Below are 14,460 nucleotides of genomic sequence, written 5' to 3'. Positions count from 1 at the left end.
ACTGTTCTCTTTAGCTTTCGCGTAGGCGTTGGCGTCTGGCGACCGGTCCTCGGGCGGGGGCTCTGCGTCTGCCTCTTGCACTTCGGCTGACTCGGACTCGGACTCGGACTCGGACTCGGACTCGGACTCAGTATGGATCCTGAATGAAACCGGGGCAGTATCCGCACATATTCTGAGTTCCGAAACCGGCCTGGGTGTGGAAGTCAACGTTCAATCCGTGACGGAAACAACCGTGGACGGGGAAGATTACGTCGTCGTCAACTCGCAGGGGATTCCCGATTACAGCGTCACCATCACGCAGGACATCCTCGACACACTGAACAGCCGTCCCAAGGCCGACACTGACTTTGTTACCGGAGAACCAACCGTTGCCGTCGGCGACGTTATCGCCTTTGGTGAAGACATCGGCTACGACAGCAACGACAACTGTTCCATGGATTACGGCTTTGGCTACTGGCCCCCAGGACCGGAATGTCCCACCCAGGATGAACGCACCGTCTATGTGCCCGTCGAGCCATCCGCCGCCACGGAAGAATGCGACAGCGGCCTCGACAAGATCGGCATCATGGTCAACGGCGCTTCCATTTTTAACTGGGAAGATGGCTTTACCTACAACGAAGAAGGTGTCTGGTCCAACCTGGCACCAGAAGCCGAAGTGTATGACATTGATATGTGTGGCGGCCATGCCGCGGGCACCGATTATCACCACCATCTGTATTCTTCCTGCCTGGCTGAGCTGTTGGGTGATGATGGCAGCGGCCACTCCCCCATCTGGGGTTATGCCGCCGATGGTTATCCCATTTATGGCCCTTGGGAAGACGATGGCGTGCTGGCAGTCAGCAGTTGGGTCACCCGCGACTATGACGATGCCAACACGGGTTGCTCCGATGGCGCTCGCAGTTGCGTCCTGGTCGATCAGTACGACACCACACAAGGCACGGTTGACGTTGATTACCCCGGCCCGGACTTTGATGACGTCGTCACCTCGCTATCAGACAACGAATTTGTTGCCGTCAACGGCTTCTATTTTGAAGACTATTATTGGGACAGTTCGTTGACGGACCAGGGCGGGGAATATCTCGACCAGCACAACGGCCATACCGATGACGAGCACGGTTACCACTACCACATCACGATTACCATGGACGACGAAGGCACCATCAAAGCGGCCTTCCCCTATATTCTCGGCCCACAATATGCAGGCGAATTGCACGACAATGCCGTGGCCAGTTGCACCAGCAGCAGCACCGACCTGCCAACGGACCTGCCTCCCGGCCGATAATGATGAAATCCGCAGGGCTGGCATGACGCCGTATTGCGGGGACTGCTGGCCTGCCTCATAAATGATTTGCATAACAGGTGATCGACGGTGAATCGCAACCACAAACGCTTACTGCTGGCAGCGCTGCTGTTGGGTCTGACCGGCTCGGCCCATGCCGCAAAAGAGATGCACATGCATGCCAGCCGCAATATTCTGGCAGATGCACCGGTTCCGCAAATAGAAATCCAGGTGTTCCGGGACGCGATGGATGGCGTCAACGTACACGTCAAGGTCAAACATTATGAGCTTGGCGCTCCAGACATGGTCACCACCGCCGGTTATCAAAATGCCGAGGGGATCTTGCAAGGCCATGCCCACGTTTTTGTGAATACCCATAAAGTGCAACGACTCTATGGCCCGGATATCCATATCCCGGCCAGCCTGTTGCAAGACGGCGTCAATCAGGTCGCGATTTCCCTTAATACCCATCAACATGAAAACTGGGTAAACAACAATCACAACATCATGAGTTCGGTATTTTTTGATCTGGCCAACGAGCCGATCACCCTGAACCGGTTCAGCTCGCAGCCCATGACGATGCCTCATTCAGAGGCGGCGCATGCAGCCCCGCAAACCACCGTGCCACACACCATGCCGGAGTAACACCCGGTCAGTCTGACTCGGTGGCAGAGACCGGGTAATCGGCACTTTCAATATCACGCTTGGCCTGCACGGGCCGAGCCATCCATTTCATCACGACATCCCCATCGCCACGCCCGTAGATCGTTAACGTGCCGAACCCCAGGATACGTCCCCAGATACCTTGATTGATCTCAATGGCTTCAATGGCCTCGAGTTTCATTTCATCGGTTTTGCGGGCAATAATGCCGCTCTTGTGAATCACTCGTTTGTTGGTGACACCCTGCTCGGTACAGCGCCAGGTCAACCAGTAATACAAGGCCACCGGAATCCAGATAAGGGTAACGCACAGAATCACATGCAGCACCAGAAAGAACCGGATGATCCAGTGAAATTCGAACACTCGATAGATGGTTTCGCCTTTAGACAGCGAGTCGTCAATATAAGACACCCGTTCACTCCTGCATAACCCGTCGGACCAACATACCCAAAACCGCTGGGCATATCTGATAAGCCGCCATTCAGCCAGAAACAGGACGCCGTTACCATGCTTAAACGGCGGATAACCCATTGAGTGCCATCAAAAACCGGCTCGAGACAGGGTCAAGAGCCGGTTTGAGGTCGAGCAATATATGGAGAGAGGTGCCGGGCACTATCAACAACTCGCTAACAAAACCCCTCAGCCAATCCAGACTTGCTTGGCATTGGTGAATTCCCGGATGCCATGTGGCCCCAACTCGCGGCCATAACCGGACTTCTTGATGCCACCGGAGGGCAGCCGTGGGTCGGTTTTAACAATTCCGTTGATCGCCACCTGCCCGGCTTGCAAACGCAAGATGGCCTGACGTTTCTGACGCGGGGTGTTGGTCCAGATACTGGCTCCCAGGCCGTAGTCTGTTGCATTGGCAATCTTGATGGCGTGTTCAAAATCGTCGACCTTCATCACCGCCATCACCGGCCCAAAGGTTTCTTCTTCAAACGCCACCATGCCCGGCTGCACATCCACCAGCAATGTTGGCGGATAATAGAAACCGGGGCGATTAAGCGGCTCGCCACCCAACAGGCAACGGGCACCCGCATTGATAGTATCGCTGACCTGGCGATGCAGATTGGTTAGCAAATTCTGCCGGGCGATCGGGCCAACCTGGGTATCGTCCAGCAATGGATCGCCAATCACCAGCTTGTCCATCCGGCTGGCGAGCTTGTCGATAAATTCATCGTATATCGGTGCTTCGACCAGTATCCGTTTGGCGGCAATACAAGACTGGCCAGCATTAATCATACGCGACAGCACCACAATATCGGCCGCCTTGTCGAGATCAGCATCAGCCATCACGATACAAGGATCGGAGCCGCCCAGCTCAAGCACCGCCGGTTTGATTTCCGCGGCGGCAATGCTGGCAACCTGGGCACCGGCGGCACTGGAGCCGGTAAAGGACACCGCCTGAATTGCCGGGTGACGAATCGCTGTCTCGATCTGTTCGGTGGCCAAGGTCAGGTTCACCATAATATGCGCAGGCACCTTGTTCACCGCACAAACGTCGTCAAAAATGGTTTCGATCAGTCGGGCACAACCTTGTACGTTCGGGTCGTGTTTCATAACACAGGTGTTACCGGCCATCAGCGCCGGAGCCAAAAAACGAAAAGCCAGCCACAACGGAGCATTCCAGGGCAGAATCCCCAACACCGCTCCCAGCGGCTGATAGGTGACATAACTTTGTGTCGCATCCGACTCAATCGATTCACTGTTGAGGTAGGTTTCGGCCTGCTCCGCATAGTGTTCGGTACACCAGGCGGCTTTTTCGACCTCGGCCACCCCTTCCAGAATCGGCTTGCCCATTTCCAGCGCCATCATTTCGGCCAACGCCTGCTTACGCTCGCGCAGCTTGGCCGCCACGCCCAGCATGACCTTGCTGCGCAGGCTCTGTCGGGCACTGCCCCAATCGTGATACGCACTGGCCACCAGCTCGATGCGCTGGTTCATCTCATCCGGGGTATGGGTGGCATAAGTTTCCAGCACCATCCCGGTGGTCGGGTTTGTGACTGTCAGCATACAATCTCCTGAGGCGGCCGTTGTCGGTATCAGACACGGCAGCCCGGTTGGTTCAAGGTCGGTTCAGGCGTCGGCGGTTTTCTTTTTCGGCGCCGGTTTGTCGGTTGCGGCCAGCTCGGGTTTGCGGTTCACGGCACCCAGATCCACCAGGTTACTGCTGGTTTCCGGCTTGACGACAAAATTCCGATCCATATCGAAAAAGGACTGACAGCCCTGATCGGTTATATAAATGGTGTCGGAGATGCCGCAGGTTTTATCGCCATCAACGCCCCACATCCACGGAATAATATGGAAGGTCATGCCTTCTTCCAGAATCGCAGAGTCGCCCTGGTTGAGGCTGACAATGTAGCCTTCATCCCAGCTTGGCGGGAAGGCAATACCGATCGAGTAACCGGAGCGGGTCGCCAATCGGGCGCCCACGTCGTTATCGGAAATAATATTGCGGATCATATTGTCCGCATCGGATACCGTCATGCCGGGCTGGACAAACTCATGTACCGCGTCTAACGCCTGCTTCATTTTTTCCTGGGCTTTGTACATCGAATCGCTCAGTTCGCCAAGTACGACCGTACGCATCATGGCGGTGTGGTAACGCCGATAGCAGCCGCCGACTTCCAGAAAAATATGTTCGTTGGGCTGCACTACCCGGCCTTCCCAGGTCGCATGGCCAATCATTGAGCGCGGGCCAGAAGTAACGTATGGCATCACCGCCGGGGTTTCTCCTCCGGCGCGGAACATGCCAGCACTGATGGCAGCACCAATTTCGTTTTCGCTGGCTCCCGCCATACAGGCTTCGATACCCGCCGTCATACCGGCTTCGGTGGCGATGGCCGCCCGCTTCATGATCTCGATTTCGTGCACCGATTTACGAATCCGGCCCTGCTCGACGATACCAAAGCAGTCCAGCAGCTTGGCATTACGCATACGAGTGTGGATAAAGTCCTGATGGTAGGCCGGGAAAAAATAGGAGTTACGTTCGTAACCAATACGCTTGTTGGCCAGACCAAACTCCGTCAGGGCATCCACCAGCATCTGAATGGCATCACCCGTGTCCGGGTACGGGCGGGTGACTTCCACCCAGGTACGATGGATCACATTGGATTCTTCCATCGCCCGTGTGATCATAAAGGGCTCGCCTTCCAGCGGCACAACCAGCGCCTGGAAAAAGCTGTAGCCAGTGGTCTGGTAGTCGGTCAGGTACATGATGTTTTCCGGGTCGGAAATCACCACGGCATCCAGTCGCCGGTACGCAATACGCTGGCGCAGGTCATTCATGCGACGTACGTATTCCTCGTGCGGAAAAGTCATATCATCACGTTGTCTCATTGGGCGGCCTCCAGTGCGTTGTCGGTGGCACGGACCAGCACCGTCAGTCCTGCCTTCAGATCACTTTCAGGGATGGTTAATGGCGGAATCAGTTTCAGAACCCGGCCGCCGGTGCCACAACTGGCAATCAGCAAGCCGTTGTCGAAACATTCCGCCACAATGGCTTTGGCGTGGTCGCTATCGGCCACATCCAGCGCAACGATCAGGCCTTTGCCCCGAATCGCTACCTGTGGGTATTTGCGCGCCAGCGGTGCCAGAGCCTCGTGTACGATATCGGTGTAGCGGGCAACCTGATCCATCAGTTCGCTGTCGCGGAAGTAGTTCAGCGCCTCGACACCAGCCACAAATGACAGGTTCTGGCCACGAAAGGTGCCGGTATGCTCACCCGGCGACCAGTGTTTGTCGTGTTCCGGTTTGACCAGGTTCATGGCCATCGGCGTGCCCATGCCGCCAATGCCTTTGGCCAGGCAGATGATGTCTGGATCGATACCGGTGCCATCAAAGCTGAAGAACGAACCGGTGCGGCCACACCCCACCTGGATTTCATCCACAATCAGCAGCGAGCCATGGTCATGAGCAAGGGATTGCAGCGCTTGCAGCCACTCCTGGCTGGCGACGTTCACGCCCCCTTCCGCCTGAATGGTTTCGACGATAAAGGCCGCCGGTGGCTCAATGCCGCTGGAGGCATCGGCGTATTGTTCCCGTAACAAATCGAGGGTGGCCATGGCGGCAAAGGGTTGGTGGCTGACGTTATCCAGCGCAACCCCGGCAGCCCCCCGGAAGTAGTTGTTGGCGGTGCAGGCCAGTGCCCCCAGGGTCATGCCATGAAAGCCTTTCGAAAACGCCACCACCTGACGACGACCAGTTACCCGGCGCGCCAGCTTGAGGGCGGCCTCTACCGCATTGGTGCCGGTTGGCCCCATAAACTGCATGCGGTGATCCATGGAACGTGGCGCCAGAATCACGCTCTCGAACGTTTCCATATAACGGCGCTTGGCGGTGGTGTGCATATCCAGACTGTGCAGCACGCCATCCTGCTGAATGTAATCAATCACCGCCGCTTTCATGCGTTCATTGTTGTGGCCAAAATTCAGTACGCCAGCCCCGGCAAAAAAATCGATGTATTCATTGCCCTGCTCATCAATCTGACGGGCATTGGAGGCTTTATCGAACACCACGGGATAAACACGACAGTAGGCACGAATATCCGACTCACGTTGCGCAAAAATGCTCATTAATTACTCCTTCATCAAACGAATCTGGCTATACCGGTTGAATATGCCGGGTTGCTCAGGGTTGGGGGGCATGCACCAACTGGGCATACAAACGGGTCACCTGTTCAATCAGGCGATCGTTAAAATCGTAATGGGGGCTGTGACAGGGCCAGGCAGGTGCCGAGCCGTCATCGGAGCCGACCAGCGCAAACGCACCGGGTATCTCGTTGAGGTAATAACTGAAGTCTTCCGATGCCATGATGGGCAAGCGCACACCGTGCTCCAGCATCCGGGCACCAAACAGCTGCTCCCACCCCTGGCGCATCAGCCGCGCTTGTTCCGGATGGTTGATCGTCGCCTCGTAACGGGGTTGATGATCCACTTCTGCGGTCACCCCGTAACCGGCGGCGGTGTGTTGGCAGATTTCATCGATCAGGGCATTCACCTGCAAGCGGGTAGCGCTGTCGGGTACCCGGATACTGCCGGAGATCACCGCGTTCTGGGCGATGACGGTTGGCGCACTGATGGCGTCAATCGATGTCACGCTGACCACCGCGGCCTGCTGTGGCGCCAGACGCCGACTGACAATCTGCTGCAATGCCACCACCAGGGCACTGGCAGCCAGTACCGGGTCGCGGCACTGTTCCGGCTGGCTGGCATGACCACCACGGCCACTGACCCGAATCTGGAAAGTGCCGTTACCACACATCACAATGCCATTCGGGCAGGCCATGTGACCAAACGGGATGGCGGGCCAGTTGTGCCAGCCAAAAATGGCGTCGACACCTTCCAGCGCGCCGTCGTCGATCATCGCCCTGGCCCCATGGCCACCTTCTTCTGCCGGTTGGAACACCAGCGTTACCGGAGCTGGCAAAGCCGCTTCGTGGAGCTTCAGCCAGTGGGCTGTTGCCAGCAAGGTCGCACTGTGGCCATCGTGACCACACGCATGCATGCAGCCATCCTGGCGTGAGCGCCAGGCGACGCTGGTTTGCTCCTGAATAGGCAAGGCATCCATATCGCCACGCAAGGCAAAATGAGGGGTATCTGAAGCAGGTGCTGCCGATCCACCCAGCCAGGCGACGGTGCCAGTACGGGCACAGGCACGCCAACGGATACCTAAATCATCCAGTCGTTGACGCACCACCCGGGCGGTGTGCTCTTCTTCCCAACTCAACTCCGGCTGCTGGTGCAATTGACGCCTCAGCACCGTGGCTTGGCTGATTACTTCAGACCAGTTATTCGCCATCACACATCCTCCGGTTCATTCATTAGCTTCAGCACAGGCCGTTCCGCTTCAGCGCCTGATGGCTCCAGATTGTCGTGATTGCGCCATACCAAAAAATTAAATTCTTTAAAAACAACGTCTTACGACGCACAAAAAAGTGACACTGAATTTCAGAAACGGCCTGATTCGATGTTCTATCGCTATAAGCCAAAACCAATAACCACAGGCAAGCTATCAACCAAGTGGACAATACAAAGCTGGTTTGACCAGAACGACAGGTTTTAAACGCCAAGAGAAATTAAAAGAAAAGCGGACAGACCCTAAAGAGCTATACAAAGACCACTTACAAGACTAACGGCCGATAGAATATTATTTGTGCATTAAAATAATGCACAAAGATCCAGACTGGTGCGTGAAAATTCACAATTCCACTCTTAAGGCAAGGCTAAGGCAGCCATTGGATAGCAGCAGGAAAAACAAAACAGAAAAGCAAGCAAGACAAAACCATGGCATGGCCAGAGTCTTGCCACTTGCTGCAAGCCATAATTTGCTGGCGATGTCACAAAAGCGTCAACAAGCTAAATATTATTCACGCTTTTCAGGAGAAAAACTGATGCTGAAACAGCGTACAAAAAACAGAAAATTGACATCAAGCTACTGTTTTAAAAGGACTTTTATACAATAAACAAGCATCTGTGCTGCAACAGGAAAAATTACATTCAACACAAATGATTAGTTTTTTTCATCTTTTTGGTTAGAAAGCCTCGCTTTTTTAGCCACCAGGAAGCTACTACTATGGTCTTACTTTCAAGGCACAACCCAATCAGACAAAACCAAGGAGTTCTATTATGAACAACCAAGACCAAGCCGCTAACATCTGCAGCAAAGAAGAAATCGATATGCATATCGCTGCTGCCAAACAAATGCGTTCTGACTATATCTCTGCACTGTGCAGCGATCTGATCACCAGCATCAAACATGCATTCCACTTCAAATCCCACAAAATGATTTCCAGCCACTAAGCAGAAATCAGCCGTACCGCACCAAGACAGTATTCAGGCACCACCGGCACAAGAATAAGTCGCCGGCATTTGGCCTGGGTCTGATCACTTTTTTGCTTCATTTTATTCGAAGACGTTATGGGGGCCAGATGGCTACCCAATTGTCTCGGGTAACCCTCCTCGCATGACCTCCCTGCTTTTTTACTTATTGTTGTTACTCAAAATACGCCCAGCCGGCTTCTGTGTGCCAGCAGACAAACCCGACCCCAGGCAATCCCCAGCAACAGTTCGGTAACTACTGCCAGCAAGATGCCATAGCCGGCATAGCCGCGTAATAATTCAAACAGTCCCAAAGCCGCCAGCCCCAACAGCATCACCAGCAGCCCCATAGCGATCGCTTTATGTACATCGGCGGAACGGCAATCCCGGTTTAACCAGCAAATCAGCGTCAAACCCAGAAACACCATGGCCATACGGCGAGCGACAAAAGCAGCAGACTCCGACTCACTGACCCCCATCAACCACAGCAGCAGTTCCGGTGCCCCCAGCGATATCAGAAACAGCAATCCGGTCACAACGGCGGTCAGCGTACTCAGCATGTAAAACATGATCTTTCTTCCCTGATTGTTTTGAAATGAACCCATTATTCAATAAGCCGCGCTCCCTGAATAAAATCGTCAGATTTCACAGCAGACTGGAGCGACCAAAAATCGTATCACAATGATGAATACGCCACTGCATCGGCATTAGGATGAGATGAGATGAGCCAAAGCGGGCATGAGTCGGCGGGAGCGACAGTAACGGGGTTTATCCTGATGCCTGCACACCTGAAACGCGGCAACACAGAAGCCCAGACACAAGAGAGAAACAAGAGAGAAACAAGAGAGAAACAAAGAAGTAAAAATGCCTGGGCCGGGTTTTCAACCCGACACCAGGCAATCAGGATCAGCCTTCCCCGGCATCATGCCAGCCCAGGAAGAGCCTGATTAAAAATCAGACAGCAGCCAATACGTCGGTGCTATTGGCGATCCAGCCAAACAAATGGCCTTCACTCTGAATCGTGGTCAATGTCCCACGCTGCAAGCTCTCTTCGAAAGCACCACAACTGTCAGCCAGAGTCAGAACAAAATAGCCGCGATCAACCGCTTCCCGCAAAGTGCCTTCAACGCAGCACTGTGTCGTCACGCCACAGATGATAACGTGCGTTACCCCTTTGCTACGCAAGATAGAATCCAGCTCGGTGTAAGTGAAAGCACCAAAAGTGGATTTATCAATGATCGTTTCACCTGGCCGAGGCTTCAGTTCAGGAACAATCTGAAAACCGGGTTCGCCTTGCGTCAGAATGCGTCCCAAAGGACCCGCGGTACCATACTCTCCACCCGCTTCCTTGCTTTGTAACCGGACAGGCTCTGGCAGATCCGACATATCGGGTTTGAATCCATACCGTGTATGAACGACAGGAGCTCCCTTTTCACGGAACAGCTGCAACATGGATTGCACATGGGGAATAACGGCTTGCAGCGGTTTTACGTCAGCACCGCCAGCACCACAAGCGCCACCGTCTTCAATAAAGTCGCGCTGCATATCCACGATAAGCAGTGCCGTGTTGGCAAAATCGAAGGTGAATTGGCGTTCACCAAAAGCATTAATGGCCAGCATATGATTAATCCTGTTATTCAGCCGGTGCGGCAGCAATGGCGTCAATTTCGATCAACCAGGTAGGTTCAATCAGAGCCGGAACCGTAATAGAAACCGAAGCCGTGCGATGAGTGCCGAGCATCTTGGCGCGTACGGCATTGGCTTCCGGGTACATAGAGGCATCCGTCAGATATTGGGTAGTCCGTACAATATTCTCGATACCAAGACCTGCGGCCTTGAGAGTCGCTTCGATGTTTTGCCAGCAAACCGTTGCCTGACCTTCCATTGTCTCAGGCACGGTGCCATCGAAGGCAACGGGGATTTGTCCTGAAACGAAAACCATACGTGAACCGACCGGCGGCTCGATACCGTGTACGTAAGTGCCATAAGGATCGGAAATGCCTTCAGGCTTGTAGGTTTTGTACTGAGTCATGAGAAGTTCTCCATCGGTTGTCGTTCCCCAATAGAACGACGCTCGCGGCGAACTTGCAATTTTCAAATACTTAGCCCCTGGTATTTAAAAAACTTATACCAGGATAAAGCCTTATTTGACGATGCCTACCGAGGCCGCCTTGATAAAGCTCTGAAACTCCTGGGCACTGGGCGACAGCGTGGCCCCCAGCCGCCAGGACAAGCCGATATCCATCGGTGGCACCCGGGTGGCGAGATCCCGGGCTTCGATCCGGTCCCCTTCCAGCGACCAGGTCCGGAACACCATATCTGACAGGATAGTCACGCCCAGACCGCTGGCGACCGCCGTGCGAATGGCTTCGACGTTGGCGCTGCGTAATACGATGCGAGGTTCCTGGGGCAGATGACTCCAATAGTTCAAGGCGCTTTCTTCCGCTTCGTCTACTGTCAACATCACCATTGGCTCTTTGGCAACATCGGCCAGTGTAATGGACTGCTTCAACAGCAATGGATGACGTGACGGCAGCCACAAACGCCGCTGTGACGGGCGCAAAACGGACGCCGCCAGCTCATCCTGTCGCTGCAAATTGGACACCAGCATAACGGCAATATCGAGCGTACCGGCGATCAGGGCATCCTCAATCTGCTGCCGTCCCATCTCGATGATATTAACGTCGATATGTGGAAACCGTGATTTGAAACGTGCCAGATGCGGCATCAGAAAATAACCCATCACCGTATCGGTGGCCCCCACCGTAATCGAGCCACTGTGTTTGCTGGCTTCTGATTCAACGCTGGAAATCGCTGCATTGGAGACCAGCGAGAGAATTTCGCGGGCTTTGCCTAAAAAACGCTGTCCTTCAAAGCTGAGATTCACGCCGTGGGCGGTGCGCTCGAACAGGTCAAAACCGATCTGCTCCTCAAGGGATTTGATCGACAGCGTAATGGCCGATTGCGTCACATTACACATCGACGCTGCCGACGACATCATGCCCGACTCCGCTGCGCTGACGAAATACCGGAGTTGACGTAGCGTTATAGACATAAATTTTTCTCATACAAGTTTGGAAGTATAATAAAATTGATTAATCACCTGCCGTCAACCCTAATACCTCCTGAACACACTTCACTGAGTTTAGGAGACATTAACGATGCGGCCACTGATCAACTGCGACATGGGCGAGGGCTTCGGCAAATACCGCCTCGCCAATGATGAGGCGATCATGCCCCTGATCGATCAGGCCAATATTGCCTGTGGTTTTCATGCATCGGACCCGGTCATCATGCAGCAAACCGTCGATATGGCGATTGAGCACGGCAAGCAAATCGGCGCACACCCGTCACTGCCAGACCTGCAAGGCTTTGGCCGCCGAGAAATGAAGATTGCACCGGCTGAGCTGCTCACCATGATCAAGTATCAGGTTGGTGCGCTGGACGGCATGCTGCGCGGACGCGGTGTCACCCTCTCCCATATCAAACCGCACGGCGCCTTATACGGCATGGCCTGCCGCGATCACCGCATTGCAGAAGCCATTGCCGATGCGGCACTGGCATTCAACTTGCCGGTGCTGGGTTTGGGCGGCACCTGCCAGGAAACGACCTATAAGGCCAAGGGAGTCACCTTTGTTGGTGAGTTCTATGCCGATCTGGACTACAACGAGCATGGTCATCTGCTCATCGTTACAGACCCGGGTTCCCTCGATGCAACACAAGCCGCCGCCCGGGCCCGTCAGGCCATCGCCAGCGGCTATACCACAGCGGTCAACGGTGCCACTGTGCGCGTCGACGCAGAGTCGATTTGTGTCCACTCCGACAACCGCGGAGCCATTGATTTACTCACCGCACTGCGCAAGGCCTTCCGCCTCGATGAAGCGATGGAGGTGCTCTCATGAGACTGGGCAATATTACGCTGGCCCTGATCCTGCTGGCCATCGCCACCACAGCAACGGTGTTTGGCAGTACCGCCATGAACAATACGGTGAGCTACTTCTTTATTCTGGTTGTACTGGTGGTGGCTCTGGGTATTTACGTCGGCAACACCGGAATTGTCAGCTTTGGCCATCCGGCTTTTATGGCCATTGCCGCGTATCTGACCGCGATTCTGGTCATGCCAGCGGCACGCAAGAGTGCCTTGCTGCCCAATTTGCCGGATTTTCTGAGTACTTTCAGCGCCCCGCCACTGCTGGGTATCGTGATCACTGTATTCGTGGTTGGGCTGATTGGTGCAGGTATCGGTCTGGCGATCTCGCGCTTGAACGGTGCTTCGGCCACCATCGCCACTCTCGGCTTGCTGATTGTTGCCCATAGCCTGCTGGTTGGCGGCACAACATTCACCCGGGGAGCACAAGCGCTCTATGGTATTCCGAAACTTGTCAGCCCGATATCCGCGGCCATCGGAGCCATCATCACCATTTTTGTTGCCGACTGGTTCAAGCACAGTCGCTGGGGCCTGGCTGCCCGGGCAGTCCGGGAAGACGAAGCAGCGGCGGCGGCATCCGGTATCTCGATCAAGCGCAACCGCACCATTGTGTTCTGTTTATCCATCGCCTTCACCGCGCTTGGCGGAGCCATGTTTGCGCTGCACCTGGGGGTATTCTCTCCCAAGGAATTTTATTTCACGCTGACCTTTTCCTTGCTGGCCATGTTGATCGTTGGTGGTGCCTCCAGTACTGCCGGTGCCGTGGTCGGCGTTGCCGTGATCACCATGATTACTGAAGTGCTCCGTCAGGCTGAGCCAGGTTTCAGTCTGGGGCCGATCCAGATTCCGGCGCTATTTGGCCTGACAACGATCGGTATCAGTGTCGCCTTGATCCTGACGCTCTACCGTCGCCCCGAAGGTATCTTTGGCCTGAAGGAGCTGGATGATTTTCTGCCGTTTGACATCAAGCCACGAGTCTACAAACGCTCCGTTATCAACACGCCTCGTCCCACAGCCAGTCAGACACCCAAATCAATCCGGGTCCAGTCACTGACCAAGCGTTACGGTGGCGTAACAGCACTGGATGCCGTCTCTATTGATCTTCAGCAGGGTGAGATTCTGGGCCTGATTGGCCCGAATGGCTCCGGCAAGTCGACCTTTCTGTCCTGTGCCTCCGGTATCCAGCGGTTTGATGAGGGCGAAGTATGGGTACATGACACCCAAATGGCACAGGGCAATCCGGTTGCCTATGCTCATAACGGGGTAGCCCGCACCTTCCAGAACATTCGCCTGTTCGCTCGCCTCAGTGTTGCAGAGAACGTCTCCGCAGCCATGGTATCGGTTCCCGGCCCGGCCAACAGTCCAACGGTCGCAGACATCCTGACACGGGTGGGTCTTGATGGCATGGCGCTGCGCACAGCCAGCACGCTGTCTTATGGCCAGCAGCGTCGTCTTGAAATTGCCAGAGCCTTGGCTATTTGCCCGGACTTTCTGCTGCTCGATGAGCCTGCGGCGGGTATGAACAGTACCGAAACAGATGATCTGGCCGCACTGATCATGTCACTGCGTGATGAGAATGGTCTGGGGATTCTACTGGTCGATCATGACCTGCCCATGATTTTGCGCCTGTCCAACCGGGTCGCAGTACTCAATGAGGGAAAACTGATCGCGCTCGCCTCGCCGGAACACATTAGAGAAAACCCCGAAGTCGCTGCGGCGTACTTCGGCGAAGGTCAATCCACCCTGTCCGAATAAACCCACAACCTCGCATAAC

The 14,460-nt window shown here is 54.8% G+C and carries 15 protein-coding genes; 6 read left to right on the top strand and 9 right to left on the bottom strand.

The features are described 5' to 3' along the window. Window positions 1-232 precede the first annotated feature (232 nt). Window positions 233-1,282, top strand: a complete 1,050-nt coding sequence (locus tag Q8W24_RS08295; RefSeq protein WP_305475005.1) for a YHYH protein — start codon at window positions 233-235, stop codon at window positions 1,280-1,282. 87 nt (window positions 1,283-1,369) lie between these two features. Then, entirely contained in the window at window positions 1,370-1,924 is a 555-nt protein-coding gene (locus Q8W24_RS08290) for a hypothetical protein (RefSeq protein ID WP_305475003.1), read from the top strand. Between the two features lie 7 nt (window positions 1,925-1,931). Here the strand turns inward: Q8W24_RS08290 and Q8W24_RS08285 are convergent, their stop codons facing one another. From Q8W24_RS08285 to doeB2, 5 genes are all read right to left on the bottom strand, one after another. Next, a complete protein-coding gene (locus tag Q8W24_RS08285; protein WP_303434184.1) occupies window positions 1,932-2,351 on the bottom strand; it encodes a PH domain-containing protein in 420 nt (139 codons plus the stop codon). A gap of 228 nt (window positions 2,352-2,579) precedes the next feature. Beyond that, window positions 2,580-3,953, bottom strand: coding sequence for an NAD-dependent succinate-semialdehyde dehydrogenase (locus tag Q8W24_RS08280; RefSeq protein WP_303434185.1), 1,374 nt, complete (start codon window positions 3,951-3,953; stop codon window positions 2,580-2,582). A 63-nt stretch (window positions 3,954-4,016) separates the two neighbouring features. Next, a complete protein-coding gene (gene doeA / locus Q8W24_RS08275) occupies window positions 4,017-5,279 on the bottom strand; it encodes an ectoine hydrolase (protein WP_303434186.1) in 1,263 nt (420 codons plus the stop codon). After that, window positions 5,276-6,514, bottom strand: coding sequence for an aspartate aminotransferase family protein (locus Q8W24_RS08270; RefSeq protein ID WP_303434187.1), 1,239 nt, complete (start codon window positions 6,512-6,514; stop codon window positions 5,276-5,278). Before Q8W24_RS08270 ends, doeA begins: the two co-directional genes overlap by 4 nt. Window positions 6,515-6,569: 55 nt before the next feature. Then, a complete protein-coding gene (gene doeB2, locus Q8W24_RS08265; RefSeq protein ID WP_303434188.1) occupies window positions 6,570-7,739 on the bottom strand; it encodes a N(2)-acetyl-L-2,4-diaminobutanoate deacetylase DoeB2 in 1,170 nt (389 codons plus the stop codon). 391 nt (window positions 7,740-8,130) lie between these two features. Here doeB2 and Q8W24_RS08260 point away from each other — a divergent pair, with 391 nt between their 5' ends. Together Q8W24_RS08260 and Q8W24_RS08255 are read left to right on the top strand one after the other, a co-directional pair. Next, window positions 8,131-8,403, top strand: coding sequence for a hypothetical protein (locus tag Q8W24_RS08260; RefSeq protein WP_305475001.1), 273 nt, complete (start codon window positions 8,131-8,133; stop codon window positions 8,401-8,403). 163 nt (window positions 8,404-8,566) lie between these two features. After that, the gene (locus tag Q8W24_RS08255) at window positions 8,567-8,740 is read left to right on the top strand and encodes a hypothetical protein (RefSeq protein ID WP_303434190.1); all 174 of its coding nucleotides are present in this window, start codon (window positions 8,567-8,569) and stop codon (window positions 8,738-8,740) included. Between the two features lie 197 nt (window positions 8,741-8,937). On the opposite strand, the gene Q8W24_RS08250 is transcribed toward Q8W24_RS08255, so the two are convergent. The 4 genes from Q8W24_RS08250 to Q8W24_RS08235 form a co-directional block, all read right to left on the bottom strand. Further along, entirely contained in the window at window positions 8,938-9,327 is a 390-nt protein-coding gene (locus Q8W24_RS08250; RefSeq protein ID WP_305474999.1) for a hypothetical protein, read from the bottom strand. Window positions 9,328-9,712: 385 nt separating this feature from the next. After that, entirely contained in the window at window positions 9,713-10,378 is a 666-nt protein-coding gene (locus Q8W24_RS08245; RefSeq protein ID WP_303434471.1) for a cysteine hydrolase family protein, read from the bottom strand. A gap of 13 nt (window positions 10,379-10,391) precedes the next feature. Then, window positions 10,392-10,790 carry a RidA family protein gene (locus tag Q8W24_RS08240; RefSeq protein WP_303434472.1) on the bottom strand — a complete coding sequence of 133 codons (399 nt, stop codon included), beginning with the start codon at window positions 10,788-10,790 and terminating at the stop codon, window positions 10,392-10,394. Window positions 10,791-10,901: 111 nt separating this feature from the next. Further along, window positions 10,902-11,813 (bottom strand): LysR family transcriptional regulator, encoded by a 912-nt coding sequence (locus Q8W24_RS08235; protein WP_303434473.1) that lies wholly within the window; start codon window positions 11,811-11,813, stop codon window positions 10,902-10,904. Between the two features lie 106 nt (window positions 11,814-11,919). Here Q8W24_RS08235 and Q8W24_RS08230 point away from each other — a divergent pair, with 106 nt between their 5' ends. Further along, window positions 11,920-12,660: a 5-oxoprolinase subunit PxpA gene (locus Q8W24_RS08230; RefSeq protein ID WP_303434474.1), complete on the top strand. Its 741-nt coding sequence runs from the start codon at window positions 11,920-11,922 to the stop codon at window positions 12,658-12,660. After that, window positions 12,657-14,441: a branched-chain amino acid ABC transporter ATP-binding protein/permease gene (locus tag Q8W24_RS08225; RefSeq protein WP_303434475.1), complete on the top strand. Its 1,785-nt coding sequence runs from the start codon at window positions 12,657-12,659 to the stop codon at window positions 14,439-14,441. The genes Q8W24_RS08230 and Q8W24_RS08225 overlap by 4 nt, the downstream gene beginning before the upstream one ends. Window positions 14,442-14,460 lie beyond the last annotated feature (19 nt).

Origin of the sequence: Oceanobacter sp. 4_MG-2023 (assembly GCF_030689165.1) — a bacterium.
Classification (GTDB): domain Bacteria; phylum Pseudomonadota; class Gammaproteobacteria; order Pseudomonadales; family Oceanobacteraceae; genus Oceanobacter.
The sequence above is the reverse complement of the archived record's forward strand: the minus strand, read 5'-3'. Positions and strand labels throughout refer to the sequence as shown.

What these genes read in the sequence shown, in the direction of transcription:
- Q8W24_RS08245 (WP_303434471.1), bottom strand. Translation starts at nt 10,378, where the DNA reads ATGCTGGCCATTAATGCTTTTGGTGAACGCCAATTCACCTTCGATTTT.
- Q8W24_RS08280 (WP_303434185.1), bottom strand. Translation starts at nt 3,953, where the DNA reads ATGCTGACAGTCACAAACCCGACCACCGGGATGGTGCTGGAAACTTAT.
- Q8W24_RS08240 (WP_303434472.1), bottom strand. Translation starts at nt 10,790, where the DNA reads ATGACTCAGTACAAAACCTACAAGCCTGAAGGCATTTCCGATCCTTAT.
- doeB2 (WP_303434188.1), bottom strand. Translation starts at nt 7,739, where the DNA reads ATGGCGAATAACTGGTCTGAAGTAATCAGCCAAGCCACGGTGCTGAGG.
- Q8W24_RS08255 (WP_303434190.1), top strand. Translation starts at nt 8,567, where the DNA reads ATGAACAACCAAGACCAAGCCGCTAACATCTGCAGCAAAGAAGAAATC.
- Q8W24_RS08270 (WP_303434187.1), bottom strand. Translation starts at nt 6,514, where the DNA reads ATGAGCATTTTTGCGCAACGTGAGTCGGATATTCGTGCCTACTGTCGT.
- Q8W24_RS08225 (WP_303434475.1), top strand. Translation starts at nt 12,657, where the DNA reads ATGAGACTGGGCAATATTACGCTGGCCCTGATCCTGCTGGCCATCGCC.
- Q8W24_RS08235 (WP_303434473.1), bottom strand. Translation starts at nt 11,813, where the DNA reads ATGTCTATAACGCTACGTCAACTCCGGTATTTCGTCAGCGCAGCGGAG.
- doeA (WP_303434186.1), bottom strand. Translation starts at nt 5,279, where the DNA reads ATGAGACAACGTGATGATATGACTTTTCCGCACGAGGAATACGTACGT.
- Q8W24_RS08250 (WP_305474999.1), bottom strand. Translation starts at nt 9,327, where the DNA reads ATGTTTTACATGCTGAGTACGCTGACCGCCGTTGTGACCGGATTGCTG.
- Q8W24_RS08230 (WP_303434474.1), top strand. Translation starts at nt 11,920, where the DNA reads ATGCGGCCACTGATCAACTGCGACATGGGCGAGGGCTTCGGCAAATAC.